The following is a 26,689-nucleotide window of genomic DNA, read 5'->3' as shown; positions in this document are numbered from 1 at the left end:
GGTGCGGAGGCGGCGCGCGGGTGGCGGGTGGGGCCCGTCAGCGCGTCAGGAGGCGAGCAGCAGCGCGCCCCGGACCAGGAGCTGGCCGAGCGGTCCGCTGCCCCCGCCGGAGGGGCCCACGCCGGACGCTGCGCCCTCCCCGTCCGTGGTGACGAAGTCCTCCGCGAGGACGGCCTCCCCGGCGGCGAGCCGGGTCAGGACCGGGCGGGCGACGGCCGGGAAGCGGGCGCGGAATCGGCCGAAGTCGGCCTCCACGGTGCCGTCCTCGGCGTCCCGCAGCCCGATCGCGCCGGTCGCCTCGTAGCGTGCGCCGGTCTCCTCGGCCGGCCCGAGGCTGTCGAGGTCGCGGTCCTGCCCGGCGGCTGCGAGCGCCGCGAGGACGGTGTCGGCGGTGAGGGCGCCGAGGGTGGGCCGCCGGGCGGCGATCGACAGGTGCAGCGAGTGCCCGCCGGTGGAGGCGGCGTGGTGCGGGGTGCCGCGCGGGACGTACAGCAGGTCGCCGGGGGAGAGCAGCGGGGTGAGCGCGACGGGGCCGAGGGAGCCGGCGGGAAGCGCGCCCGGGGTGAGGGGCACCGGCCGCAGTTGGTCGTGCACGGTCCACTGCTTGGTGCCGGACAACTGGAGGACGAAGACGTCCTCGTCGTCGATGTGCGGGGCGAGGCCCTTGCGGTCGGGCGGGGTGAGGAAGGCGACGGCGTCCACCGGGCAGGCCAGGGCCCGGGCGAGCCGGCCGCACACCTCGCGTACGGCGGGCACGAGCAACTCCACGGCGTCCAGGACGAGGGTCGCGCCGAGGCTGAAGTGGCTGAGGACCTTCTCCGGCACGATCGCGTCGGTCACCGTGCCGTGGCCGATCCGGCGCACGCCGGTGTACTGGCTCTCGGCGACCTGCACCCCGTCGCGCACGAGCCGTAAGTGCGGCAGGCGCAGGGCGCGGGTGGTGAGCAGGTCGGCGACGCCGGGCAGCGTGAGCAGGCCGGCGAAGGCGTCGGCCGAGGCCCCGCGGCGCAGCAGGGGGGTCCGGGTCCAGTGGGACCGCAGGAAGGACTCCGGGTCGCCCACGAGCGGGGCGAGCCCGTGGGCTGCCGCCGCCGGGGCGGCGGGCGTGCCGGTCGCGGGAGCGGCGGTCACGACCGGGTCGGCGGCCGGGTTCATCAGCGCACCTCCGAGGGCGGCGGGAAGGCGAAGTCGGCGGGGACGAGCGGTCCGGGGCGGTCCGGGATCCCCGCGGCGAGCAGGTAGACGGCGAACTCCTCGGCGGGGTCGACCCCGAGGAAGCGCTCCACCTCGTCGTCGGCGAAGGCGACGGTCTGGAACGGGCCGAGGCCCAGCGCGGTGGCGGTCAGCACGAAGGTCTGGCCGTAGTGGCCGGCGTCGTACATCCACAGGCGGTAGGCGCGCGGGTGACGGTACTTCCAGGCCAGCCGGTTGGCGACGGCCGTGGTGAAGACGGTGAAGGCACCCTCGTACGAAGGTGTCTGATGGCACGTCAAGTCGGCGACGCGGGCGCGGGACGCGTCGGCGTCGAGCAGTTCCAGGGCGTGCCGGGCGGCGTTGTAGTGGTAGAGGCCGGGCTCGACGCCCTCGACGTCGTACACCACGACGTACGCCTCGACCTCGTGCCGGCCGCCGGCGGAGGAGCTGACCCGGCACTGCTGGGCTCCGAAGGGGCCGCCGTGGATGAAGCCGTGCGGCGCGAAGCTGTGGAAGAGCAGAGTGCCCAACTGGTCCAGGGAGACCGGGGCTCCGGTGAACCTGCGGTGGGTGCGGCGGCTCGCGAAGACCTCCTCGACCGGCGCGTCCAGGCGCCGCGGCCTGCGGGGCAGCATCACGACCGGGTGGCCCGGGTACTCCTTGAAGAGGTCCGGGGAGCCGCCCTCGGTCACGATGTCCTCGACCAGCTCGGCCCGTTCGGGGGAGTCGACCAGGTAGTTGGCGTTGCGCGCCTCGTCGTGGAAGCGTTCGGTGACGGCGCCCCAGCGCTCCCAGAACGCGGGCAGCGGCGGCGCGTCCTCGTGCGGGACGAGGATGCCGAGGCCGGTGAGGGTCTCCACGGCGCCGCGCACCCGGTCGCGTTCGCCGGCGGGGAAGCTCTCGGCGAGCTCGGCCGCGTCGGCTCCCTCGCCCGCACGCTCGAGGAGGTCGAGGAGATGAGGGGTGACCTGGATCCAGCGACGCTGCCCGGGAATTCCCATGCGCAGTCCGTCCGGATGCCCTGCGCCAGGGCCTCTTCGACATGGGCTTCCTCATGGAGGCCGAGACCCGCCACCCGGGCGTCCAGACCGAGGTCCTCGGCTCCGAGTCGCTGACGGTCCTCGCCGCCCCCGACCACCCGCTGACCCGGGCCGAGAAGGTCACCACCGAGGACCTCCGCGGCGTCCAGGTCATCTCCGCGGAGGCCGGCTGCGCCTACCGCGAGCTCTTCGAGGCCGAACTGAACGACGGCACCGGGGAGTCGCTGCCGTTCCTGGAGTTCGGCACCATCGAGTCGATCAAGCGCGGCGTCGCCGCGGGCCTCGGCGTCAGCCTCCTGCCCACGGCGACCGTGGCCGACTTCCTGGAGAGGGGCACCCTGGTGGCGCTCCCGTGGCCGATCCCCTTCGAGGTCTTCACCCAGATCGCCTGGCGCCGCGGCAAGACGCTCACGCGGGGGATGCGCGTCTTCATCGACCAGGCGGTCCGCTTCCTCTCGGAGGAGTACGCCCACTGAGGGCGCGCCCGGGACCCCGGCGCGGGGTCGGACCTCGTCGGCGTGCGGCCGTGCCCGACGGGAGGACCAGCAGGCCGCAGCGGCCGCGGGCGCGGGAGAGAGAGGCCCGTGCCGCCGGGCTCGACCGTGTCATGGTCGTGTCGCATCTTCCCGCCGAGGGTTTCTACCACCGCGTCGGTGCAGTGCGGACCGGGACCGCGCGGGCGAACCCGCCCGCCGTGCCGTGGGACCGTCCCGAATTCGAGTTCGGCATTCGTTCGGAATGACGCGGTGCGGGTTCGCAGGGCACCGGCTTCGCCTGCATGGCGCGCTCCGTGTGTGCCGTCGTCTCTGCCCTGGCGGGGGGATCGCCTGCGCCGGCGGCCTCACAGCCGCGTACGTGGTCGTCCCCTGGCGGTCAGGGTTGCACTTTGTGAGATCCCCCTTCCTGAAACGTAGCACCCGGAGTGGAACAATATCTGTGCTCGCGAAGTGAGGCTTTGACTGGGTCGCGTAGTGAGGGTTTTTGCCGCACCGAGCAGAGCGGAATTGCGTAATGCGCACGGGCCGTTCCAGTGTGCTACTGTCGATCTCAGTTGCAGTTGTGGTTCCCGAACTTCAAGTGCCTCATCCGGTTCTGTCGGATGGGAGTGCTTCTGTATTTCCGGTCATTTCCGGGCGGGGTAATCATCGCGGCGACCCGGCGTCCGCGCAGTGCGGATTCCGATGTACTGCCCCGAAGGAGATATGACATGGCTACTGGTACCGTGAAGTGGTTCAATGCGGAAAAGGGCTTCGGCTTCATCGAGCAGGACGGTGGCGGCGCCGACGTGTTCGCCCACTACTCGAACATTGCCGCGCAGGGCTTCCGTGAGCTGCTCGAGGGTCAGAAGGTGAACTTCGACATCGCGCAGGGCCAGAAGGGCCCGACGGCCGAGAACATCGTTCCGGCCTGACGCTCACGCGCAATCCGTAGCTGGGGCCCGCATCCTTCGGGGTGCGGGCCCCAGCTGCACACATCCCCCGCAGCAATTTCAACTGCGGGGCGACTCGAAGGAATCCGCAGTCCCGCCACGCGCGGTTCCTCCTTCAGTGATGCAGGAGCATCCTGAAGAGCTGCGCCGCAGCCGACGCCCGGATCTGACCTCCCCATCGCGTCCCCCTTCAGCACCTGTGCCCCGGATATTTCCGCCGGCCCAAAACTGTTTTTTTGCCACCGGTCCATACTTGTAATTCTCCATGCCGCTCATTGCTGCGGGAATTCCTTGATATGCGCCACATCGAGGAAGGTTCCGCATGAACCGCACACGCACGAACGATCGCTCCGCCCGCACCCGTAACGGCAGTGCCGGCGCGGGAAGGGGCGGCAGCCGCTTCGGCTCGCAGGTACAGCCCCGTTCGGGCGGGCCTGCCCGGTCCGGTGGTTACGGCCGCCGACCCGCCGCAGTGCAGGGTGAGTTCGCGCTGCCCAGGACGATCAACCCCGCGTTGCCCGCCGTCGAGGCGTTCGCCGATCTCGACATGCCCGAGCAGCTGCTGGCCGAACTCGGCAAGCAGGGGGTGACCACACCGTTCCCGTTCCAGGGCGCGACGCTGCCGAACTCCCTGGCGGGCCGTGACGTTCTGGGTCGCGGGCGCACCGGTTCCGGCAAGACCCTCGCCTTCGGCCTCGCCCTGCTCGCCCGTACCGCTGGACAGCGTGCTGAACCCCGCCGGCCACTGGGGCTGGTCCTCGTACCGACGCGTGAGCTGGCGCAGCAGGTGACCGACGCGCTCACACCGTACGCCCGTTCCGTCAGGCTGCGGCTGGCCACGGTCGTGGGCGGGATGTCGATCGGCCGGCAGGCCGGCGCGCTGCGCGGCGGGGCCGAGGTCGTCGTCGCGACGCCCGGACGGCTCAAGGACCTCATCGACCGTGGCGACTGCAGGCTGAACCACGTGAGCATCACGGTGCTGGACGAGGCCGACCAGATGGCCGACATGGGTTTCATGCCGCAGGTCACCGCACTGCTCGACCAGGTGCGTCCGGAGGGGCAGCGAATGCTGTTCTCCGCCACCTTGGACCGTAACGTCGACCTGCTGGTTCGCCGCTATCTGACCGACCCCGTCGTGCATTCGGTCGACCCCTCGGCCGGTACGGTCACGACGATGGAGCACCACGTCCTGCACGTCCATGGCGCCGACAAACACGCCGCCACGACCGAGATCGCCGCCCGCGACGGCCGCGTGATCATGTTCCTGGACACCAAGCACGCCGTCGACCGGCTGACCCAGGACCTGCTCAACAGCGGGGTACGCGCCGCCGCGCTGCACGGCGGCAAGTCGCAGCCGCAACGCACCCGCACGCTGGCGCAGTTCAAGACGGGGCACGTCACCGTGCTGGTGGCAACCAATGTCGCGGCGCGCGGCATCCACGTCGACAACCTCGACCTGGTCGTCAACGTCGATCCGCCGACCGACCACAAGGACTACCTCCACCGCGGCGGCCGTACCGCCCGCGCCGGTGAGTCCGGCAGCGTCGTCACGCTCGTCACGCCGAACCAGCGCCGCGGCATGGTCCGCCTCATGTCGGACGCCGGAATCCGGCCGCAGATCACCCAGATCCGCTCGGGAGGCGAGGCCCTGAGCCGGATCACCGGCGCCCAGGCCCCGTCCGGCATCCCGGTCGTCATCACCGCACCGGTGGTCGAACGCCCCAAGCGCAGCGCCTCCTCCCGAGGCCGACGCCGCCCTTCCTCGGCGACCCGGCGCGCCCCCGTACGCCAGCCCGTCCTCGACGCGGTGGCCTAGACCTTCATGATCGGAAAGTTGACCCATCTCTGCAGGAGGCACCTTTTGACGCTGATTCAGATGCAGCCCCGCTCGGCGGACGCCAACCCCGTGCACAGGACGGTGGTGGAGGTCATGGACGCGGCCGGACCGCAGGTCTGTGACGACATGAGCGTCGAGGTGGCGCTGGCCGTCATGGCCGCCGCACGCACGGGCCGACTGGTCGTCTGCGACCAGGACGACCAGCGCATCGGCCTGGTGACCCGAACCGACCTCACCGCCGTCCGCGACAGCGGCGCTCACACGGACCGGGTCCGCCTGCGCGACCTCATCGGCGACCACGGATCGTCCACCTCACCCGTGACCACGATGGCGAAGCCGAGCACGCGATGGGCTCCCGTCGGCTCGGTGCTCCGCGAGTCGTAGACGAGCAAGGCAGCGACCCGGGCATCCTCGCCACCCGCTGAAACGCGTCGTCCCTGGTCGGACCGTTCTTCCCTCTCCCTGTGAGGCCACATGCGCTGCGTCATCGCCCGCTTCCCCTTCGAGCTCACCAAGGGCGGAGTGCTGGAATCGATGAAGGGCATCAAGCCCGAACCGGTCACCGGAGAATCGGTGATCATCGGCCGCCGCCACTACCCCGTCAAGCAAGTCGGCCAAGTCCTCACCCGCCAGGACCGGCGTGACTTCAGCGCCGCCGAAGTCCTCCGGGCCATGACTCAGCTCGGCTTCACCTGCCGCGCCCTCCCCAAGGCCGCGCCTCTGGGCATCCCCGGCTCGCTGCAGCACGCCTCCGCGATGCTCGGCACCTCCGTGACGGTCTGAGCGGGTAAACAGGCACGAGCCGACATCTGACCAGCAGTGTGGGCCCGACCGGTACGCCGGTCGGGCCCACACTGCGTGCAGCGGGTTCCCGTCGCCGTCTCTCAGTGGTCGCAACAGCTGAAGTCCCCCCACCCCAGTGGGCGCTGCAGGATCCGGGAGTGCCACTGGTGACCACGGTCAGGGACTCTGTTTGCTCTGGGCGGACTGCTCGATCATCCCGGGATCGTCGAGGGCGGCGCAGTTCCTCGTGCCGCGCCCGTCAACAGCCGACCTGCGAGGCGTCGCGGCTGGAAGCGTCCGTCCCGGGCGGTGGTGTTCTTCGCGAGACGCAGTGTTGGCCGGTGCCCGCCGACGGTAGCCGCGGCGCAGTCGGCGACGTCACGCTCAGCCCGACGTGCTGCGCGGCGGTGGGGCGGCTGTGAGCGCCGGACTGAAGGCTCGGAGCTGCTTGAACCACCCATGGACCGGTCGAGGCGGATTCCTCATCTTCGAGCGCGCGAAAATCTGTGCCAGCCGGAGTAGACATTGGGTGGCGGTGTGGTTATGGTTTCTCTCGTAGCCGAGATCGAGAGAGGCCCGGCAGAGATGAACTGCCGGGCAGCAGTAACGCAGTTGCAGTTCGCAGGACGGTGCGGTGGTGGAGTTCCGAAGCCAAGGCGGTTGCAGGACGGTGACGGGACTGACGGCCGGACCGGGTGGCACGCAGTGATCAGGTGCCACCATGAGCAGTACCGCAGTGGCAGTACCCGCAAATGAAGGATCGCGGTACCCAGCAGTGAAGTCAGTGAGCAGTACCTCGGTGAAGGCGTCGGCTGCGGGCGCGCGCACCGGGAGGTTCGGCAGTGAGGTTCCAAGCCGGAGCAGACGCAGGACGGGCGACGGGGCCGGCTGCCGAAGGGTGGCGCTGTTCGAGGCCACCAGCAGTTCGCGGTATCAGCAGTTCGCAGTTTCCGTCAGTGAGTAGTTGATCAAGAGGGAAGAACGGAGGAGCCGAGCGCCATCAGGATCGCCCGGGCGGAAGTCTTGGACCCGGGTACCGCAGGACATCGATAGTGAGGTGGTCTCCGGTCAAGCAACCGCGATCCCCGCGCCCCCGACAGCGTCTCGGTCGGGTCCGCGGAAACAGAGGGCCGGTGCAGTATCAGGGCCGGCAGATGGTGTAGTAGTTCCTTCGGGGCCCTGGTGCCAGTACGGCGCCAGGGCCCCTCAACGCGTTCCACAGAGAGGTGCAATGACAGCAGACGACACGTTCGGCCGTCTCGACGACGACGATTACCCCGCCTACACCATGGGCCGGGCCGCCGAGATGCTCGGCACCACCCCTGCCTTCCTCCGCGCCCTCGGCGAAGCCCGCCTGATCACCCCCCTGCGCTCCGAAGGCGGCCACCGCCGCTACTCCCGCTACCAACTGCGTATCGCCGCCCGCGCCCGGGAACTCGTCGACCAGGGCACCCCCATCGAGGCTGCCTGCCGGATCGTCATCCTCGAAGACCAGCTCGAGGAAGCCCAGCGCATCAACGCCGAATATCGCCGCGCCGCCGAATCAGTGAACCCGACGGCAGAAGCATGAGATGAGCGTGCCCGTCAGCGCCGGCGGGCATCGCACGCACGGTCTCGGCGAGGAAGACCCGGTCGGTGAAGTCGACGCTGTCCGTCTCGGGGCGTTCGTGCTCCAGCCACGCCCGGGCCTCCGCTCGGGTGCCCGGACCCCACAGGTAATCCGTCGGGAACCGTGTGGTCTCGTAGCGGGTATCGGACTCCGCCCGGTGAGCATCATTCCAGCGACTGCCCGGGTTGAAGGGGATGGCCCGCACCACGACGTGCTGGTACTCGTCGCCCTCCTGATCCTCCATGGGGTCGGAGGCGGTGAGCGCGCCGGCGGGCTCCATCCGCGTCCGCCCGGAAGTGTTCCAGCTCAGCACGCCGTAGGCGAAGACGGTGCGCAGCCGCTGGAAAAAGTCGCGTGTTCCAGCCGCGACACCTGCCGCAAGGTCGCAGTCGGCGATCTGCCGCTGCTGAAACTCCGCAGCGTCCTCGGGCCTCATACGGCCGCCGAGCCCGTAGGGGTTGCGGGCCAGCATGCACCTACAGGCCCCTTGTCGGCCACCCCCTTTCCTTTCGGGTGACTTCGTGAGTTCGACGCGAAATGCCTCGGGACAGCAGTTGTCCTTCGACAGCGAAGTTAGTCGTGCGCAGCGCGCTGACCTGCGTCGACTGGGTTGGTGGCGAACGCGCCCAGCGGCACGCCGACGACGTTGGCGAGCATCGCACCGGCCCCGACGAGACCGAGGGCGCGCGAGCTTGCGGCGGGGCCCGCGGCGTTCGCGGCGGCCACGTTGGCCACCGCCCAGAACGCTCCGGTGGCGATCGCGGTCAGGAACCGCGCCGCGAGGATCACAGTGAAGTCCGAGCCGAGAGCGACGATGACATGCCCGACGGCGAAGACACCCAGGGCGAGCATCAGGGTGAGCTGCTTGGGCAGCGGCAGGGTGAGCATCGCCATCAGCGGCGCGCCGATGATCATCCCGACCGCGAAGACGGTGATCATCAGGCCGGTCCGGGCCACGCTCACGTTCAGGTCGCCCGCGATCTCGGGCAGCAGTCCGGCCACGACGAACTCGGTCGTGCCCATCAGGAACGTGCCGAGCGCCAGGATGTAGACGACGAGCGGCAGCCGGGCCGATGATGCTGCCTGCCCGGCCGGTTCGGTCCGTACATCGGCGGGAGCCTGGAGGGTTCCTCCTCGCGTACTCACGGTGCATCTCCATAGGGGTTGTGATCGGGGTGCGTCATCCAGGAAACCGGCCGCCCCACCCTTGAGGAAGGTCGCGTTTATGGGGGTACAAGCTCAACCTCCCTCCCCGCCCGCCGCTGGCTACCGTGGAAGAAATGGACGACCAGCACGATCACCGCACCGAGATCCGGGACTTTCTCGCCAGCCGCCGCGCCAAGATCACCCCGGAGCAGGCCGGGCTGCCCACCAGCGGCCGGCGCCGGGTCCCGGGCCTGCGGCGCGAGGAAGTCTCCGTGCTGGCCGGGGTGAGCACCGAGTGGTACACCCGGCCTGGAGAAGGGCCACATCAGCGGCGTGTCCGAAGACGTCCTCGCCGCGGTCGCCCAGGCCCTGCAACTGGATGAGGACGAACGCACCTACCTCTTCGACCTGGCCCGCGCCGCACGCCCCGCCCGCCGCACCCCGTCGCGCCGCCGGGACGTCGCCGTCCCGCCCCGCCCCGCATCCAGTGGCTGCTCGACTCCATCACGATGTCGGCCGCCTTCGTCCGCAACGGCCGCCTGGACGTCATCGCCCACAACGCGCTCGGCCGGGCCCTGCATGCGCCGATGTTCGACAGCCCCACCACCGACAAGCGCGGTCGTCCCAACTTCGCCCGCTACCACTTCCTCGACGACGGCTCCCACGACTTCTTCGTCGACTGGGAATCAGGCGCCGCCGCCACCGTCGCGCTGCTGCGCGCCGAGGCCGGGCGTGAACCGCACGACCGGACCCTGCGTGAACTGATCGGTGAACTGTCCACCCTCAGCCGTGACTTCCGCACCCTGCGGGCCGCCCACGACGTCCGCATCCGCCACGACGGCGTCAAGCGGCTGCAGCACCCCGAGGTCGGCGAGCTGGAGCTGACCTACCAGTCCGTGGACCTGCCCGTGTCCCAGCGGGCCGTGCACGACCTGAGCCTCTACACCGCCGAACCGGGCAGCACATCCGAGGAACTGGCAGAGCCCACCGACCAGCGGCGCTGAGGGGTCCGTTCCGCGAACCTCAGCCGTTCTGATGTCGCACACGCCCCGGCCTGACCCTCTACCACGGCCTCGACGCCCTTGGCGCTCATGTCAATACCGGGGAACCAACCACAAGACTTCGAGGTGGTGGCGGAGCAGAGTGTTCGGTGTGCTGCGCTGATGCACCGATCATGAGGAGAGGGAGAAGTGCAGGAACTATGGGCCCGTCCGGAATGGTGGAAACCATCGGTTCATTCGGATCTCTATTGAAGCTGTATCCTCGGCCTGTTTTTCGGGATGCCATTTATTGAGGCGGGGGAACAGTGCTCCATGACTCTTAGGAATTCCCCGCCAGGAACGGTGAGACATATCCTTGTGACGAACGGTCTGAATAGTGATGTCGCTGTCCACTGACGCGGAACAGAGCGGAGCGGACCAAAAGACCGGTCAGGCGCAGCAGCGCAGGGTGATGAGCCGTCCCCTGCTGCCTCTGGTCCTCATCGGTCTCACGCTCCTCGGCGCTCTGGCGCTGCTCGCCGCCACACCTCCGGCCGCCCGCTCGGAGGGCACGCCGGCCAAGGAGTTCGCTGCAGCCCGGGCGCTCAGGCACGTCAGGGTCATAGCTCAGCGCCCGCACCCGTCGGGCACGCGTGACAATGCCCGGGTCCGCCAGTATCTCGTGGACACCGCGAGATCCCTGGGCGCGGAGGTCGGCGTGGAGTCGGGCGACGCCATCCGAACGGGGATGGGCAGCCCGTTTCCGGCGGGCACGGTGCACAACGTGGTCGCCAAGGTCACCGGCAACATGCCGGGGACCAGTGGTGGTAAGGCACTTCTGCTCGTGGCCCACTACGACTCGGTTCCGACCGGCCCCGGAGCGGCTGACGACGGTTCCGCGGTCGGCGCCATGCTGGAGACCATGCGGGCGCTCAGAGCAGGGGGCGGCGTACGTAACGACGTCGTATTTCTGTTCACCGACGCAGAGGAAATCGGCTCACTCGGCGCCGAGATGTTCGTGCGGAAGCACAAGGTCGACGATTACGGGCCCGTACTCAACTGGGAAGCGCGCGGCAGTGGCGGCCCTGTGATGATGTTCGAGACGAGTGACGGAAACGGCCCGCTGATCGATGCCTTCGCTCAGGGCGGCACCCGGTTCGTCAGCACATCGCTGGCGTACGAGGTGTACAAGCGGATGCCGAACGGGAGCGACTTCACCGTGTTCCGGGACGCCGGAGCCATCGGCCTCAATTCCGCGTTCATGCACGGCCTCCATGACTATCATTCGCCGCGTGACGACCTCGACCGGCTGAGCCCGGACAGCGTGCAGCACCAGGGCGAGCTCATGCTGGGCCTGGTGCGCAGTCTTGGCGACGCCGACCTGCGGGACGTGCACGGTCAGGACAGCATTTACTTCGACCTGTTCGGCCGGGTTCTCGTGCATTATCCGGTGGGCTGGGCGGTGCCGACGGCGGCGGTCACGCTCCTCGGCTTCGGATGGTTGCTGGTCCTTGGCACGCGCCGGTCGGCCCTGAGAATCGGTGGTGTGCTGGCGACCGCCGGGATCGCCGCCGGCGCGGTGATCACGGCGGCCCTGGTCGATTTCGGCCTGTGGTATGCCGTGACCCTCGTGCGCCCCGACATGGCGGCGCTGCCCATGTCGGAACCGTACGACCGCGGTTGGTTTGTCGCCGGATTCCTGGTGCTGCTGGCCGGGACGCTGCTGGTCGCGGGTCGGTTGACGCGCGGTCGGCAACCGGCGGAGCTGATCGCCGGCGGGCTGGTCGTCATGGCCGTGCTGCTGGCCGTGGTGGTGCTGGCCGTGCCCGGCGCGAGTTATCTGCTTCAGTGGCCGCTGCTGGCGGGCCTGCCCGCGCTGGGGTTCGCCTGCCGGGACACCGTGGCCCGGGACGACGTAGTGGGTGTGCTGCTTGCGGCACTCGCGCCCGCGGTGGCCGTGGTGCTCTTCACGTCCCTGGTGGACAGCCTGCTGATCGCGTTGGGTGTCTCCCTCTCAGCAGTGGCCGTGGTGCTCGCGGGTATCGGCGGCGTGCTGTCGCTTCCGCTGCTGGCACGGCTCCCGAGGCCGGGACTGCTGGCCTCGGGAGCCGCCGCGGCCTCTGTGGTCCTGGTCGGAGCTGGGGCAGTGGGCCTGGAGTTCAGCCCACGGCAGCCGCTGCCGGACTCGCTGGTGTACGTGCGTGACCTGGCCAGGGGCACCAGCATGTGGGTCACCACCGACCCGTCGCCCGACGACTGGACGCGGAGGGTGCTGGGCGATGACCCGGACCGGGGGACGGCGGCCCGCTACTTCTCCGAGTACGGCGACCTGCCTGTCCTCCAGACGAAGGCCCCTGCGCTGGACCTCCCCGCGCCCAGCGTCAAGCTGCTTGAGGACACCACCGCCGGACGTGTCCGGAAGGTGCGTTTCCGGGTGGCCTCACAACGGCACGCCTGGCAGATACAGGTCCGCCTGCCGCGCGAGCCCCTGATTTCGTGCGTCGTCGCGGGAGTGCCGATGAACGGAGAGGCGCTGTCGAAGCAGGGCGTGGAATCCGGCGGCGTGGTCTTCCAGTTCACCGGCAGCTCGGACGGAACCGAACTGAGCTGCCAGACGAAGGCCGGAAGTCGGCTTCTCGTCGATGTCTCCGACTTCACCATCGGACTGCCGCCCGAGGTAGGCGCGCTGGTCGGCCCGAGGCCCCAGGAGAACGAGACGGTGCCTTATGGTTTCGCCCCGGCCGACTCCTCCGTCGTCCGTCAGACCAAAACACTCTGAGGAGGCTGAGGCCGGACCGGGGTGTGATGCGTGCGCGCGGGCCTGTCAGCCGTGCGCGGGTCTCTCCTGTGCCGGGTGTACACCCGGCACAGGAGAGACCCGACGGAAGGCGTGAGGCGCCTCAGGAGAAGGCGGGACCGGTACCGTCGGCTCTGCCCACCAACGTGGCGAGCTGGGCCCGCGAGCAGAGGTCCAGTTTCTTGAAGATGCGGGCGAGGTAGGTTTCCACCGTCTTGTGGCTCAGCCCCAGGGCCCGCGCGATCTGCTGGTTCGTCCTGCCGTCGCTGACCAGCCCGGATATCTCCCGTTCCCGCTTGCTCAACAGGTCCAGATGGGTGTTGGCTTCCGAAGGGGGTGCGGTACGGCGCCCGGTCTCCTCGAGCTTGCTCGCGCTGCCCGGACCCATACCCGAGATCTGGCCGGCGGCCGTGGCTCCGGCCGTCAGGTGGTCCGGGTCCGCCGCGTCGGCCGTTGCCTGTACCGGGGCAGGCTGGAGAGGGGGCGGGCGGGAGATTTCTTCCATCAGCCGCGTAGCACTCGTCAACTGGACCTCGCTGCCGATGTGGCGTGCCGCCTCCTGGGCGTGCTCCGCGTGCAGGGCGGCTCCAGCGAGATCGCCCAGACGCAGCAGTACGGAACCCAGCACGGTCGCGACCTGCGGCACAAGATGGGTCTGGCCGTACCGCGACGCGAGGTGGAGTGCCCGCTCCAGGTGCTGGACCGCCCGCTCGTACTCGCCGAGCCGGTGTTCGGCGAGTCCCAGCCAGTACAGGGAGTCGAGTTGCGGGGCGAGGAGGTTGTTCGGAAGGTGGTCGACCAGCGTTCTCGCCTCGTTCACCCGGTCCTCGGCCCTCCCGGGGGCGTTTTGGTTGAGGTCCGCCAGGGCGTTCAGTGAGAGCAGCAGTGTGCGGAGCGCGGGGTCGTCCACCGCGGCGATCGGTTCCAGGAGCGCGTCGTTTGGCAAGTCCGCCATGCAGCCCGCTTCGAGTGACGTCGCGAGCAGTGCTCCGTGCAAACGCGCCTGCGTACGCTGAGCTGGAGCCATAGTCCGCAGGGCCTTTCGCAGCAGGTCGCCGGATTCGCTGATCCGCCCCAGCAGCCTGAGCACTTGCGCGTACGAGAGCACCGCCTCTGCGTCGCCGTCCCGTCCGGTGTCGGACGCCCTGCGGAACAGCGCCAGGCTCTCGGTGAGTTTCCCGCACAGGGCCAAGGACGTGGCGAAGAGGAGAAGGTGCTCCGTCCGGTCCGCGTTCTTGTCGTGCCGCTGGAGTTCCAACACGGTCTGTGACCACAGTGCTGCGGTCTCCGGCTGCTCCCACAGGACGGTCCGGGCGGCCTCCAACAGGAGGCGCATACTCTCAGGGTCCCCGGCAACGATGCAGCGCTGGAGATGCCGTGCGACCTGAGGTGGGGGAGCGTTGCGGGTTCGCATGACAGCCGCCGCACGCGTGTGCGCGCCCAGCCGCCAGGCGGCGCCCGCCGCCTGGTAAGCCGTCTCGCGCAGCAAGGCGTTGCGGAACATGAAGGTGCGCTCGCTCTCATCCACACGGAGGATGTCGTGCCGTACCAGTTCGTCGACACCCGCCCGTACCCGGTCCTCGGGTAACTGCGCGACCGCTTCGAGCAGCCCGATGTCGATCGATTCCCCTACCAAGGCAGCCGAATGGGCTGCGGCCCAGCCGAGTTCGGACAGTCCGCGGAACTCGCGGATGACGGAGACCGGCGTCCCCGTACCGGAGAGAGCCGCGTCGCCCCCAGGTGCTCCGGCTGTGCCCTGCTGGGCGGCGAGTGCTTGAATCAGTCCCGGGTTCCCACCGGATTCCTCCTGCAGAGTACGGCGGCGGGACGGGCTGAGCCCGGCGGGGAGCAGTGCGGCGAGATCCTCGTCGGCCAGTGGTGACAGGTGGATACGGGCGATTTGTCCGGTCGCCGCACCCTCCTCCAGGAGCGTCCGTAGTTCGGCGTGGATCTGTCGCGGCCGACGTGCGATGGCCAGGAGTACCGGAGAGCCGGTGGAATGGCGCAGGAGATGCATGAACAGGCGGACGGACGCCTCATCGGCCCAGTGCATGTCGTCGATGACCAACAGCAGTCGGCCGGCCGCGCCGAGGTTGTCCAGGAGTGCGCGGACCGCATGGAATGCATGGTTCATCTCCATGGGGTCCTTGGGCAGGAGCGCTTCCCGGGCGTACGGGGCCAGGGCTGGGCAGATGCCCGCCAGCCAGGAGATGTGCTGCTCGGGTAACCCGTCCACCGGGTTCCCTCGGTGCCGCGCGAGAACGTCGTAGAGGGCGTCGGAGAACACCCCGAAAGGGAGGGCTTCGGAGAGGGAGCGGGCTGCTCCTGAGCCCACCGTCCAGCCCTGGGCATGGGCGAGGTCGCCGAGCACAGAGAGGAGGCGCGTCTTCCCGATCCACGGATCGCCGCTGATGTCTATGGCGCGTAAGTGGGACGAAGTCTCATCCAGGATTCGCTTCAGCAGGACGACCTCTTGTTCCCTTCCGTGCAACACGGATGGCTGGCGAATCTTCGTCCAAGGGAAAACGAACTCACCGGAAAGGAAATCCTTTGTCGGGATGCGGCCTCTTAAATTCTCGAGTAGCTGCAAGGCAGATAACCTCTCCTGTTCTCAAGTAATTGTGCTGGATTCTTACTTGCTCTGACGCCGCCGGGTGGGCGTCGACGAGGGAGGGGGTGACGGCAAGAGGTAAGGCCGGGCGGAGTGGCTTATTTGCGTCAGGTTACTCGGTGGAGATCGTAAGCGCCTGTACTTCATTCCGCAAGGTCCTGTATTTTATCGCCGGTGAGCCACCTGCGGTGAGGTCTGGCGGCACAGAGGATGTTTGCAGCCGTAAGCAATGATGCGGGTGTCGGAATGGGGGATCTTCCGAGCTCTTGCGCTCCGTCCAGGACGGTGACGAACCGGGCGAAGCGTCCGCGCCGGCGCGTACCTCGCGACGTCGCCACGCTCCCTCGGCAGTCCGGGAACGTGTCCGCCTTGATGTTGATCGAGAATTGCTTCGGCGAAAAGTCGGTGAAGTCGCGAATCGTCCAGGGTGACATCGAAAGACCCTCGCAAATCGCTTGAAATTGAAACAAAACGGGCAGTGGTGCCGTTGGGTCCGTATATGGGTAATACAGGGCGTGCGTGGCCCCCTCGCCGCGCCCCTCTCGCCCCGCGTGAGGGGAGGGCAGTGAAAGACGGTCAGGAGGAGTCCCGACATTTGAGAGTGACGACGACGTACCAGACTGAATGGGCTACCGGGCCTCGAAAAGTGCTGGGGCGTTCGATTCATGGATCTCGATGGAAGGCGAAATATGCAGGAACGCCACATGGGTGGAATCTTCTCCTTGATCGGCAATACGCCGCTTGTGGAGCTTCGGAGGATCATTCCAGGATTCAAGGGTCACGTGTACGCCAAGTTGGAGAAATTTAATCCAGGCGGCAGCATAAAGGACCGCACCGCGTTGAACATGTTGATCGGTAAGATCAACAGTGGTGAGCTCCAGCCCAAGAAGTCCGTCGTGATCGAGTCGAGTTCGGGGAACCTCGCGATCGGTATCGCGCAGATCTGCCGTTACTACGGCATCGAATTCATTTGTGTAGTGGATGCCAAGACGACCGCCCAGAACATTGCGATCCTGCGTGCCTTTGGCGCGACGATCGAGCGCGTCAGTGAGCCCGATCCCGCGACCGGGGAATATCTGGTCGTTCGGATCAACCGTGTCCGTGAGCTCGTCGCGGCGACCCCTCACGCCTACTGGCCGAACCAGTACTCCAACCCGTTGAACCCCCACGCCCTGGAATCAATGTGGGACGAGATAGCCGATGCCCTGGACGGGACGGTCGACTATCTGTTCTGCGCCGTCAGCTCCTGCGGGACGCTGCGGGGGTGCATCGACCGTATTCGCCAGCGGGGGATGTCCACCAAGGTCATCGCTGTGGACGCGGTCGGCAGTGTGATCTTCGGGAACCACAAGGCAGCCACTCGGCTCATTCCCGGGCACGGCTCATCGATGCGTTCGTCGTTGCTCGAGGAAAACCTTGTCGATACGGTCGTTCATGTATCAGATCTTGAATGCACCGTGGCATGCCGGCAGCTTGCTGCTCGCGAGTCGGTACTGGTTGGCGGGTCGTCAGGAGCGACGATTGCCGCGCTCAACAGGCTGGCCGGCGAAATTCAGCCGGACGCGAGATGCGTCGTTGTCTTCCCCGATGGCGGGGAGCGGTACCTCGACACAATCTACTCAGACAAATGGGTGGTCAAGAACTTCGGCGAGGTGACCCACCTCTGGAAGTGACGAGCGCCCGACGACGAGTTCTGGTCGTAGGCAGGCGCCCGTCCCGCTCACCCGAGACGGGCCCGCAGGGGCTCCAGTTCGGCGAGTTCGGCCAACTCGCCGACTGTGGGGCTCAGATAGAGCGTTCGGGCGGGTATCTCGATGCCATACTCATTCTGCAGACGGGCGAGCAGATCCGCGGCGATCAGCGAATGGCCCCCGAGTTCGAAGAAATCGTCGTCGATGCCGATCATCTCGATGTTCAAGGTTTCCGACCACAACTGGCACAGGAGCTGTTCTACGGGCACGCGTGGCGCGACATAGTCGTTGGGGACGCTGCGCGCCACGGTGTGGACCTTGGGCAGGGCCTCCCGGGCCACCTTGCCGTTGAGGGTCAACGGCAGCTCGGCGAGCGTCACGATCCGGGCGGGCACCAGGTATTCGGGAAACCGGTCCCGCAACCACCCTCGCAGGTCCCCCAACTGTTGCGTATCGGACGAGGAATTCACCGGCACCACATAGCCCACCAGATGCTTGCCGAAGCTGCTGCCTACCTCATCGACCACCGCCGCGCTTCGGACCTCAGGATGGGTGGTGAGCACGGCCGCGATCTCGTCCGGCTCCACGCGATAGCCATTGATCTTCACCTGGTTGTCGGCCCGCCCGCAGAAGTCCAGCATTCCATCAGACCGCCAACGCGCCAGATCCCCGGTGCGGTAGAGCCGGGCCCCCGGTGACGTACCGCTGGGATCGGGCACGAACCGATCAGCAGTGGCCGCCGGCCGACCCAGGTAGCCGTGCGCCAGACCGGCGCCGGCCGCGTAGAGTTCGCCCACGACTCCGGGCGGGACTGCCTTGCCCTCGGCGTCGAGCACCTTCACCCGCGTACCGCTGATGGGCCGGCCGATGGGCACCGGGCCCTGGGGCGGCGGGTCGTGGAAGGTCGCACAGGCCGTGAAGGTCGTGTTCTCGGTCGGTCCGTAGCCGTTGGTGAACAACATCCGAGGATGGGCGCCCAGCAGTTGAGCCACCGCTTGGGGACTCACCACGTCACCACCGGCGAACAGATGACGTACACGGCTCAGTTGGCTGAGTTGGTGGCCCACCATCTGGTGAAAGAGACCTGCGGTCAGCCACAGGTGCGTGACCCGCTCCGTCCGGATGACCTCGCCCATCCGGCCCACGTCCACACGACCTGGCGGCAGCAGCACGACGCGGCCACCGTTGCACAGCGGTGCCCAGATCTCCAGGACGGAAGCGTCGAACGAGATCGGCGAGACCTGCAGAAAGACATCCGTGGGACCGAATACCGCCCAGTCGGGAGAGCACACCAGCCGTGACACAGCGGCATGCGGGACGCAGACGCCCTTCGGCTCGCCCGTGGAACCACTCGTGTAACTCACATACGCGAGATGGTCCGGCGTCAGGCCGACCGGAGGTCGGCGGAGACCGGTGCGCTGCACTTCGGGCGACGCGTCGAAAGGCAGGACGGTAAGGTCGCCCGGTATCCGGCCGGCGAGCTTCTCGGGCGTCAGCACCACCTTGACCGAGGCGTCACTCAGCAGTGCGTCCAAGCGGGCATCCGGCCATTCGGGGGCCAGGGCGAGATAGGCCGCACCGACCTTGAGCACGGCGAGGAGCGAGATGATCGTCTCCGGCGAGCGTTCTCCCAGCACACCGACAATGTGACCAGGTCCGGCCCCTGCGTGGGCAAGCCGCTCGGCCAGCAGATCGGCACGGTCCACGAGCTGCTGGTAGGTGATCTCCTCTGCCCCGGCACTGACCGCGGGGATGTCGGGCGTCCGGCGCGCCTGCTCGCCCACCAGATCTTGGATGCAGCGGGCCGGCGCCGGCCCCGTGCCGCTGCCCTCGAAGGTCGCGACGAGTGCCCGGTCGGCGTCGGAGGCCAGTTCCAACACGGAGACCCGGCGGGACGGCTCGCGTAGGCCGTCCGCCAACGCCCGGCAGACCTGGCTGACGACGTGCTCGAGGTCATCGGTGGCCTCGCCCCCAAGCGCCGTACCCATGTCCGAGGCCGTCAGCTCCATGTCGTCCACCCGCACGGCGAACCGATCGTCCACCAACGCGTGGACGCGGGCCGACAGTTCGGCGAATGTGGGGTCCGCGGTGAGGTCCAGCTCCGTCGTGACCTGACCGGATACCCGGATCCTCTCCCGGAGGGTGCGTCGGCTGATGACAGCGACCAGTGCGGTCAGCACGTCCCGGGAGTCCAGTTCGGCGCTCAGCTCCATGCGCGTTCGCCCGTCGATGGCATTGTCACCTTCCTGCGTGATGGCATGGCGGCGCCGTGAGGCGTGCTCGTGCCTCGGCGTGTCTGCCGCCGATCCGCAGAAGGATGCCGGAGCCGCAAACCCCAGGCCAGTCGGGGAATTCCCCGAACACACCCTGACCCGTACACGTGACGGTGTCCTCGGCTTTCGGATGTCGGATGATAAGCGCGTGCAGCGCCGGGGCCGACGTCGAAGGTTCCCCGACTTTTCTTCGTCACGTGCGCACCAGCACCCTGATGTGCAGACAGCCGGTGCCAGCACCGCGTAGAAGGAGCCCCGGTCTCGTCATGCCCACGGTGTGCTGCGTTGTCAGATCACGTCGCGCCGGCCCGGCCGGTCGCTTCCTATTATGAGCTATGAGGGATACGGGATGACCGACGAGCCGCTGTCCGAAGCCGAGCGGCTGCGACGTGGCCTCCGCGACCTGTCGCCGGAGCGCCAGGCGCTCCTGAGCCGCAGTCTGAGCCGCCGGCACACCCAACGGGAGCAGGCCGCGCGCATCCCGCTGCGCGCCCCGGGCACCGATCGGTTCGTCTGTTCGCCCGGCCAGGAGCGCCTGCATTTCCAGCACCAGCTGGACCCGGCCGCCGTCACCTACCTGATGCCCGTCATGCTGCGGCTCCAGGGAGACGTGAGCCCCGAGGCGCTGCGCTCGGCCCTCTCCGCCATCGTGGACCGCCACGAAACGTTGCGCACCGGGTTCGAGCTGGACGCCAACCACCTGCTGACCCAGGTGGTCAGGCCCGCCGGCGAGCTCACCATGGAACTCGCTGTGGGTGACGGCTTGGCTGAGGAGGTGGCCGAGCTCGTGCGGCGGCTGACCCAGCTGCCATTTGACCTGGGCGATCCGCCACTGCTGCGCGCGGGACTGTGGAACCTCCGTGGCACCGACGAGTGGGTCTTCGCGCTCTGCGTGCACCACATCGCGGTCGACGGCTGGTCGCTCGGCGTGCTCGTCGACGAACTCGCGGAGCTGTACGGGGCGGCCGTTGCGGCAGAACCGGCGCGGCTGCCCGAGCTCGATGTGCAGTACGCGGACTTCGCCGTCTGGCAGCGGAACCGGCTCGAGGGCGAGACAGCCGCCGCACAACTGGACTACTGGCGCCGTGTACTGGCCGACGCTCCGCCGTTGGACCTGGCCGGCGACCGGCCGCGGCCGAGCCGCCCTTCCTTCGAGGGCGCCTCGCTGCCGCTGGTGATCGGCCCGGAGCTGACCAGCGTGCTGAGCCGGGTCGCCCAGGCGGAGAACGCCACACCGTTCATGGTGTTGCTCGCTGCCTTCACTGTCGTGCTGCACCAGTGGTCGGGACAGTCCGACCTGGTCGTGGGCACGCCGGTCGCCGGACGGCCCCGCCCCGAGCTGGAACGCCTGGTGGGCCTGTTCGTCAACACGCTGGCGTTGCGGGTCGACCTGGAGGGCGCGACCACTTTCCGGGACCTCATCGGCAGGGTACGGGCCGTGTGCCTGGACGCATACGGACATCAGGGCGTGCCGTTCGAGCGTGTCGTCCAGCAGATCGATGTCGGGCGGCAGCACGGTCGCCCCGACCTGCCGCGGGTACTGCTCTCGCTGCGCAATGTCCCACTGGGCGTGCCGCACCTGCCCGGACTCAAGGTGTCCGTGAAGGAGCTGCCCCGGGTCGGGACCGACCTGGACGTCAGCGTCGAGTTGGCGCCGGACGCGTCCGGCGGCCTGTCGGGCTGGCTGGTCTACTCCACCGACCTGTTCGAGCCCGAGACCGCACAACGGATGGCCGACAGCTTGACGACGGTACTCACCGCGGGGGCGAACAGCGCCGATCTTCCGCTGCGCGCGCTCCCGACGCTGCCTCCGGCCGATCGGGACCGCCTGGTGGATGAGGTCAGCGGAGCACAGCACAGGCCCGGCCCGGCCCGGCCGCTCGCCGCCTGCTTCGAAGAGCAGGCAGCCGAGTCCCCTGAGGCGGTGGCGGTGGTGACCGACGGCATGCCGTCGGCCGACCAGGTGAGCTACCGGGAGCTCGACGAACGCGCGAACCGGCTCGCCCACTGGCTGATCCGGTCAGGTGTGCGCACCGAGGACCTGGTCGGCGTCCAACTGCACAGGAGCATCGACCTGGTAGTGGCGATGCTCGCGGTGTTCAAGGCGGGAGCGGTCTACCTGCCGCTGGACCCGGGCCACCCGGCCAGGCGCCTGGAGCAGGTGGTGGGAGACGCGGCACCACGCCTCGTCCTGACCTCCACCGAACTGGCCGACTCCGTCACGACGGCCGACCGGCCCACGACAGTCGTGGTCCTGGACGCCGGGACCGTCCCATGGGACGACCTTCCGTCGAGTCGGCCCGACGTCGAGCTGTTCCCGGACAACGCCGCGTGCCTGCTGTACACCTCCGGGTCCACAGGCAAGCCCAAGGGCGTGCTGCTCACCCACCACGGCCTGGCCAACCGGATGCGCTGGATGTGCGACCCCCTCGCCTTCGGCCCAGAAGACGTGGTGCTGCAGAAGACACCCATCAGCTCGGATCCCTCGCTATGGGAGATGCTCGTCCCGCTCTTCACCGGCGGTCGGCTGGTCATGGCTGAGCCCGGCCGGCACATCGAGCCCGACTATGTGCTCGAGGTGCTGCGCAGACACCGGGTCACGGCCTGCGACTTCGTACCCTCGATGCTGCGTTCCGCTCTTGTCGAGCAGGAGTTCGCCGACTCCACCGGCGACTTGCGGATAATAGTGTGCGGGGGCGAAGACCTTCCTCGCGCCGTCGCCGAGCAGCTCCTGCACCTGGCGCCGCAGGTGCGCCTCTACAACCTGTACGGCCCGACCGAGGGCTCCTGCGACGCCTCCCTGCACCAGGTGACCCTTCCGGTTCCGGCGTCCGTGCCGATCGGCCGGCCCGCCGCTGGGGTGGAACTCTACGTACTCGACGCCGACGGCCGGCCGCAGCCGGTCGGTGTCCCGGGCGAACTGTTCATCGGCGGCGTGCAGGCGGCCCGCGGCTATCTGGGCAGGCCGGGGCAGACGGCCGCCGTGTTCGTGCCGCACCCCTTCCGGCCGGGACAACGGCTCTACCGCACCGGTGACCGAGTGCGGTGGCGTGATGACGGCACCCTGGAGTTCCTGGGCCGGCTGGACCAGCAGGTCAAGATCCACGGCTACCGGGTAGAGCCCGGCGAAGTCGAAGCCCTGCTGCGTTCGCACCCCGGCGTCGAGGAAGCCGTCGTCCGCGCCTGGCCGCGGGCCGGGGGCGAATACCACCTGGTCGGCTACCTGACGGCGCCCGACGGGACTCCAGTGCCGGACCGTGACACACTGCGCCGCTACTTGGCCCGGGCGCTGGCGACGCCGATGATCCCGGCTTCCTACGTCGTCCTCGACGAGTTCCCGCGGCTCACCAACGGCAAGATCGACCGGAACGCGCTGCCCGAGCCCGAGTGGGGCAAGCCCGCGCCCGGCGCCGAGCGCGTGGAGCCCACCGGTGCTCTGCAGCGTGTGCTCGCCAGGATCTGGGGGGAAGTCCTCGGCATCGAGCACATTGGTGCGCGGGACGACTTCTTCGAGTTGGGCGGGCATTCGTTGCTCGCCACCCAGGTCGTGTCCCGGACGCGTGAGTTGTTCAGGATGGATCTCCCCCTCCACTTCTTCGTGGACACCCCCACCGTGGCCGCCTTCGCCGATTCGGTACGGGAACGCGGGACCGCCGATGGCGTCGACGTCGACCGGATCGCCGAACTGGTGCTCCGAGTCCAGGGGATGTCGGCAGAGGAGGTCGGGTCGGAGTTGCGGTCCACGGGAGACGGATCCTGATGTTCTCCGCCGGTACGGCACGACCGGCTCGGCCGTCCGGGGGGCGCGTCGTACCAGGCGTCTCGTGATGACTGCCGCAGACCGGCCCGGGCTTCCACTGACCCACCGCAGCCGCCGCGAAGGCGCCCGTACGAGAGGTGCTCCATGAACGCAACAACCGCCTACTGGCGCGAGGTCCTGCTCGGTGGCGGGGCCGTCACCCTTCCGCGTTGGTCGCAGCAGCCGGCGGGTACCGACGAGCACGAGTTCACGGTGCCCGCGGACCTGTCCGAGGCGATGCTGCGGCTGGCCGGAACGCTGGGCGTCGACATCAGCGCGGTTCTGTTGGCCGTGCACGCCAAGGTCGTCGGTGCGCTCAGCGGTGAACACGAAGTGCGGGTGGGCTTCGCGGACCCCGAGGGCGCGCCACCGCTGCCCTGTCTGGTGGATCTCCGGCATGCGACCTGGCGGCAGCTCGTCGAGCACGTGGGCACGCTCACGGCCGTGATGTCCCGGCACACGGATTTCCCCGTCGAACTCGTCGGTGATGCACCGATGTTTGAAACGGTGGTCGGTATGGGCGAGCCGACCAGCGCCTGGCCGGACCATGTGGGCTTGCCGCTGCGGATCGGGCTGAGGCGGCGCGCTGGGCGGATGTGTCTCGTACTGCGGTGCCGACGGGAGGTGATCGACGCCGACTACGCGGCCCGGATCGCCGGTTACCACCTCACCGCGTTGCGGCTGCTGACGACCGCCCCGGGCGTCGCGCACACCCTGCGGTCGCTGCTCGGGGAGGAGGAACTGCGCTTCCAGCTCGATGAGCTCAGCGGGCCTTGCCGGCAGCTGCCCGACCGCAGGGTGCACGAATTGGTCGCGGACATGGCCCGAGCCCGTCCCGACGCGGTGGCCGCGGTGTTCGGTGAGGAGCGGTTGACGTACCAGCAGCTGGACGACCGCGCCAACCAGGTCGCCCACGCGCTGCTGGCCGACGGTCTTCAGGCGGAGGACGTCGTCGCCGTCGTCACGGAACGGAACCTGGGCTGGATGATCGCACTGCTGGCCATTCTGAAGGCCGGAGGCTGCTACCTCCCCGTCGAGCCGCAGTTTCCCGCCGAGCGGGTCACCGGCATGCTGCGCAGGTCGGGATGCGAGGTTGTTCTCGTGGACCCCGTGGGCCACAAGGTCGCGGAGGCGGTGACGGAGTTGCTGCCGGGTCTCCGGGTGAATTCCGTGGACGGGCTCCTGCGCGAAGGGCACCCGTCCTCGGACCCCGGGGTCCATGTGCCGGCCGGCCGGCTGGCCTACATCTACTTCACCTCCGGTTCGACGGGTGAGCCCAAGGGGGTGATGTGCGAACAGGCGGGAATGCTGAACCATATGCTCGCCAAGCTCGACGACTTGCGTGTGCGGAGCGGCACGGTCGTCGCCCAGACCGCGCCGCAGTGCTTCGACATCTCCCTCTGGCAGCTGGTCGCTCCGCTGTTGGCCGGCGGCACGGTGGTGATCGTTCCCCAGCATGTGCTCCTGGATGTGGGGCGATTCGTGGTGGAACTGGATCATCAACGGGTCGAAGTGGTCCAGTTGGTTCCTTCCTACTTGGACGTACTCCTCACCGAACTGGCGTGGCATCCGAGGGAACTGCCGTCGTTGCGGTGCGTCTCAGCGACCGGGGAGGCACTGAAGGCCGCCTTGGTACGCCGCTGGTTCGAACGTTTCCCAGCCGTGCCGCTGGTCAACGCCTACGGCCTGACCGAGACATGTGACGACACCAACCACGAGGTGATGGACCGGGCGCCGGACGGGGCACGCGTGTCGCTGGGCCGGCCGATCCCCGGCGCCAAGGTGTACGTGGTGGACCACCATCTGATGCCGGTACCGCTCGGTGCTCCCGGCGAGATCGTCTTCTCCGGCGTCTGCATCGGCCGCGGCTACGTCAACGATCCGATCCGTACCTGCACTGCGTTTCCTGCCAGTCCACACCACCGGGGACAGCGTCTCTACCGCTCGGGCGACTTCGGGAGATGGGCGCCGGACGGGAAGCTGGAATTCTCCGGCCGCAAGGACGCGCAGGTCAAGATCCGCGGATTCCGGATCGAGACGGAGGAGATCGAGGACCGGCTCCTGCGTGTCCCCGAGGTGCGCGAGGCAGCCGTCGTCGTCACGGGCGCCAAGGACCGCGAACAGCGCCTTGCGGCCTTCCACTCGAGCCCGCCGGCACTGCCGGTCGGCGCGCTGGCGAACGCGCTGTCCCAGCACCTTCCCGAATACATGATCCCGGCGGACTGGTATTGGCTCGACACCCTGCCGTTGACGAGCAACGGGAAGGTGGACCGCAAGGAGTTGGCGCGGATCGCTGACGGGCTGCATCAGACGTCCGTCGCCGGCGATGAACTCAGGACGGAGGCGGAGCGGCGGCTGGCCGCGGTGTGGGCCGACGTGCTGGGCATCCCGCGGGTGCAGGTCGGCCGTACCCATGACTTCTTCGGCTCCGGAGGCTCTTCGCTTTCGGCTCTCCGGATGGTGATCGCGCTGGACAGGTCGATCACCCTGGGGGACGTCACCCGCCACCCCGTACTCGCGGACCTGGCACGGATCCTCGATGGGCAGCAGGACCGTGCCGATGGACGTCTGCACCGCCTGACGCCGCCTGGCGGACCGGCGCGCGGGGTGCTCGTGTGCTTCCCGCACGCGGGCGGCAACGCGATGAACTACGTACCGCTGGCCAAGGAACTGGCCGGCTCCGGATGGGCGGTGCACGGTGTCGAACCGCCTGGCCATGGCCTGGCCGCCGGTCCGCTCGCCGAGCCGTTGGTGGAGGTGGCGGAGCTGGCTGAGGAGGTGGCGGCCGAGGTGGCCGGCATGGAAGCGGGAAAGGTGCTGTTGTGGGGACACTCCGCCGGCGCGGCCTGCGCTCTGGAGACTGCCCGGCTGCTGCGCCGACGGGGCCAGGAAGTCGAGAGGGTCTTCCTGGGTGCTCAGCTGCCCGGCCAGGTCGCCGACCGGTTGGCACAGATCGCCGGGATCGACCGGGTGGGAGACACGGAGATCATCGCCGGGCTCGCCCTGGAGAGCGGAATGCATGAACTGGTCAGTGCCGCTTCCGGGCACGTCGGACCGCTTGCGGCGTCCTACCGGCACGATACGGCCGCGGCATGCCGGTATTTCGTCGAGGCGAGCCAGGACGGGCGACCCGCAATTGACGTGCCCGTCACGGTCGTGCTGGCCGACGACGACGAGGGCGTCAACGGCGACCCGAAGGAGTGGACGCGGTTCGCCACGGACGTCTCGGTGCGCACACTGAAACGTGGCGGCCACTACTTCCTCGCGACCCGGCCCGCCGAGGTGGCCCAGATCATCGTGACCGCTGTCGACGCTCCCTGAGCGAGCGTCGACAGCGCCGGGGGGCCCCCCCGGGGGGGGCGGGGGGGGGGGGGGGCGGGGGGGGGGCGCGGGGGCCGGGGGGGGGCCCCCGCGGGGGGGGCGGGGGGGGGGCGGGGGGGGCCCCCCCCCCCCGGGCGCCCCCCCCCCCCCCCCCCCCCCCCCCCCCCCCCCCCCCCCCC

Annotated in this window: 17 protein-coding genes and 1 pseudogene; 12 read left to right on the top strand and 6 right to left on the bottom strand. The window is 68.8% G+C overall.

Features of this window, described 5'->3' with window-relative positions; translation table 11 throughout:
• Window positions 1-45: 45 nt before the first annotated feature.
• Together ACF09J_RS30550 and ACF09J_RS30545 are read right to left on the bottom strand one after the other, a co-directional pair.
• Window positions 46-1,155, bottom strand: coding sequence for a cupin domain-containing protein (locus tag ACF09J_RS30550; RefSeq protein WP_392308690.1), 1,110 nt, complete (start codon window positions 1,153-1,155; stop codon window positions 46-48).
• Window positions 1,155-2,195, bottom strand: coding sequence for a SagB/ThcOx family dehydrogenase (locus ACF09J_RS30545; protein WP_392308689.1), 1,041 nt, complete (start codon window positions 2,193-2,195; stop codon window positions 1,155-1,157). Before ACF09J_RS30545 ends, ACF09J_RS30550 begins: the two co-directional genes overlap by 1 nt.
• Window positions 2,196-2,215: 20 nt before the next feature.
• On the opposite strand from ACF09J_RS30545, the gene ACF09J_RS30540 reads away from it, so the two are divergent.
• The 7 genes and pseudogenes from ACF09J_RS30540 (at window position 2,216) to ACF09J_RS30510 (ending at window position 7,853) form a co-directional block, all read left to right on the top strand.
• A complete protein-coding gene (locus ACF09J_RS30540) occupies window positions 2,216-2,710 on the top strand; it encodes a substrate-binding domain-containing protein (RefSeq protein WP_392308727.1) in 495 nt (164 codons plus the stop codon).
• A gap of 95 nt (window positions 2,711-2,805) precedes the next feature.
• A pseudogene (locus ACF09J_RS30535) lies at window positions 2,806-2,976 on the top strand (GNAT family N-acetyltransferase); the annotation flags it as partial.
• A gap of 465 nt (window positions 2,977-3,441) precedes the next feature.
• Window positions 3,442-3,645: a cold-shock protein gene (locus ACF09J_RS30530; RefSeq protein ID WP_042169227.1), complete on the top strand. Its 204-nt coding sequence runs from the start codon at window positions 3,442-3,444 to the stop codon at window positions 3,643-3,645.
• Between the two features lie 340 nt (window positions 3,646-3,985).
• Window positions 3,986-5,479, top strand: coding sequence for a DEAD/DEAH box helicase (locus tag ACF09J_RS30525; RefSeq protein ID WP_392308688.1), 1,494 nt, complete (start codon window positions 3,986-3,988; stop codon window positions 5,477-5,479).
• A gap of 45 nt (window positions 5,480-5,524) precedes the next feature.
• On the top strand, window positions 5,525-5,884 hold the full coding sequence (locus tag ACF09J_RS30520) for a CBS domain-containing protein (RefSeq protein ID WP_392308687.1): 360 nt from the start codon (window positions 5,525-5,527) through the stop codon (window positions 5,882-5,884).
• 90 nt (window positions 5,885-5,974) lie between these two features.
• Window positions 5,975-6,283 (top strand): SCO5918 family protein, encoded by a 309-nt coding sequence (locus tag ACF09J_RS30515; RefSeq protein ID WP_392308686.1) that lies wholly within the window; start codon window positions 5,975-5,977, stop codon window positions 6,281-6,283.
• Between the two features lie 1,231 nt (window positions 6,284-7,514).
• The gene (locus ACF09J_RS30510) at window positions 7,515-7,853 is read left to right on the top strand and encodes a helix-turn-helix domain-containing protein (RefSeq protein ID WP_392308685.1); all 339 of its coding nucleotides are present in this window, start codon (window positions 7,515-7,517) and stop codon (window positions 7,851-7,853) included.
• Here the strand turns inward: ACF09J_RS30510 and ACF09J_RS30505 are convergent.
• Both ACF09J_RS30505 and ACF09J_RS30500 read right to left on the bottom strand, forming a co-directional pair.
• Window positions 7,798-8,364, bottom strand: coding sequence for a hypothetical protein (locus ACF09J_RS30505; RefSeq protein ID WP_392308684.1), 567 nt, complete (start codon window positions 8,362-8,364; stop codon window positions 7,798-7,800). The two genes, ACF09J_RS30510 and ACF09J_RS30505, sit on opposite strands and share 56 nt — an antisense overlap.
• Before the next feature lie 101 nt (window positions 8,365-8,465).
• Window positions 8,466-9,038, bottom strand: a complete 573-nt coding sequence (locus ACF09J_RS30500) for an MFS transporter (protein WP_392308683.1) — start codon at window positions 9,036-9,038, stop codon at window positions 8,466-8,468.
• Between the two features lie 482 nt (window positions 9,039-9,520).
• Here ACF09J_RS30500 and ACF09J_RS30495 point away from each other — a divergent pair, with 482 nt between their 5' ends.
• On the top strand, window positions 9,521-10,042 hold the full coding sequence (locus ACF09J_RS30495) for a DNA-binding protein (protein WP_392308726.1): 522 nt from the start codon (window positions 9,521-9,523) through the stop codon (window positions 10,040-10,042).
• A gap of 694 nt (window positions 10,043-10,736) precedes the next feature.
• Window positions 10,737-12,797, top strand: a complete 2,061-nt coding sequence (locus tag ACF09J_RS30490) for a M20/M25/M40 family metallo-hydrolase (RefSeq protein ID WP_392308682.1) — start codon at window positions 10,737-10,739, stop codon at window positions 12,795-12,797.
• 121 nt (window positions 12,798-12,918) lie between these two features.
• Here the strand turns inward: ACF09J_RS30490 and ACF09J_RS30485 are convergent, their stop codons facing one another.
• Complete coding sequence (locus tag ACF09J_RS30485; protein ID WP_392308681.1) at window positions 12,919-15,405, bottom strand: AAA family ATPase; 2,487 nt, start codon at window positions 15,403-15,405, stop codon at window positions 12,919-12,921.
• A 725-nt stretch (window positions 15,406-16,130) separates the two neighbouring features.
• Here ACF09J_RS30485 and sbnA point away from each other — a divergent pair.
• Window positions 16,131-17,099: a 2,3-diaminopropionate biosynthesis protein SbnA gene (gene sbnA, locus ACF09J_RS30480; RefSeq protein ID WP_392308680.1), complete on the top strand. Its 969-nt coding sequence runs from the start codon at window positions 16,131-16,133 to the stop codon at window positions 17,097-17,099.
• 47 nt (window positions 17,100-17,146) lie between these two features.
• On the opposite strand, the gene ACF09J_RS30475 is transcribed toward sbnA, so the two are convergent.
• Window positions 17,147-19,330, bottom strand: a complete 2,184-nt coding sequence (locus ACF09J_RS30475; protein WP_392308679.1) for an amino acid adenylation domain-containing protein — start codon at window positions 19,328-19,330, stop codon at window positions 17,147-17,149.
• Between the two features lie 409 nt (window positions 19,331-19,739).
• Here ACF09J_RS30475 and ACF09J_RS30470 point away from each other — a divergent pair, with 409 nt between their 5' ends.
• The gene (locus tag ACF09J_RS30470; RefSeq protein WP_392308678.1) at window positions 19,740-23,150 is read left to right on the top strand and encodes an amino acid adenylation domain-containing protein; all 3,411 of its coding nucleotides are present in this window, start codon (window positions 19,740-19,742) and stop codon (window positions 23,148-23,150) included.
• Between the two features lie 144 nt (window positions 23,151-23,294).
• A complete protein-coding gene (locus ACF09J_RS30465) occupies window positions 23,295-26,510 on the top strand; it encodes an amino acid adenylation domain-containing protein (protein ID WP_392308677.1) in 3,216 nt (1,071 codons plus the stop codon).
• Window positions 26,511-26,689 lie beyond the last annotated feature (179 nt).

This window comes from Streptomyces sp. NPDC014889 (assembly GCF_043081205.1).
Lineage (GTDB): Bacteria > Actinomycetota > Actinomycetes > Streptomycetales > Streptomycetaceae > Streptomyces.
The sequence above is the reverse complement of the archived record's forward strand: the minus strand, read 5'-3'. Positions and strand labels throughout refer to the sequence as shown.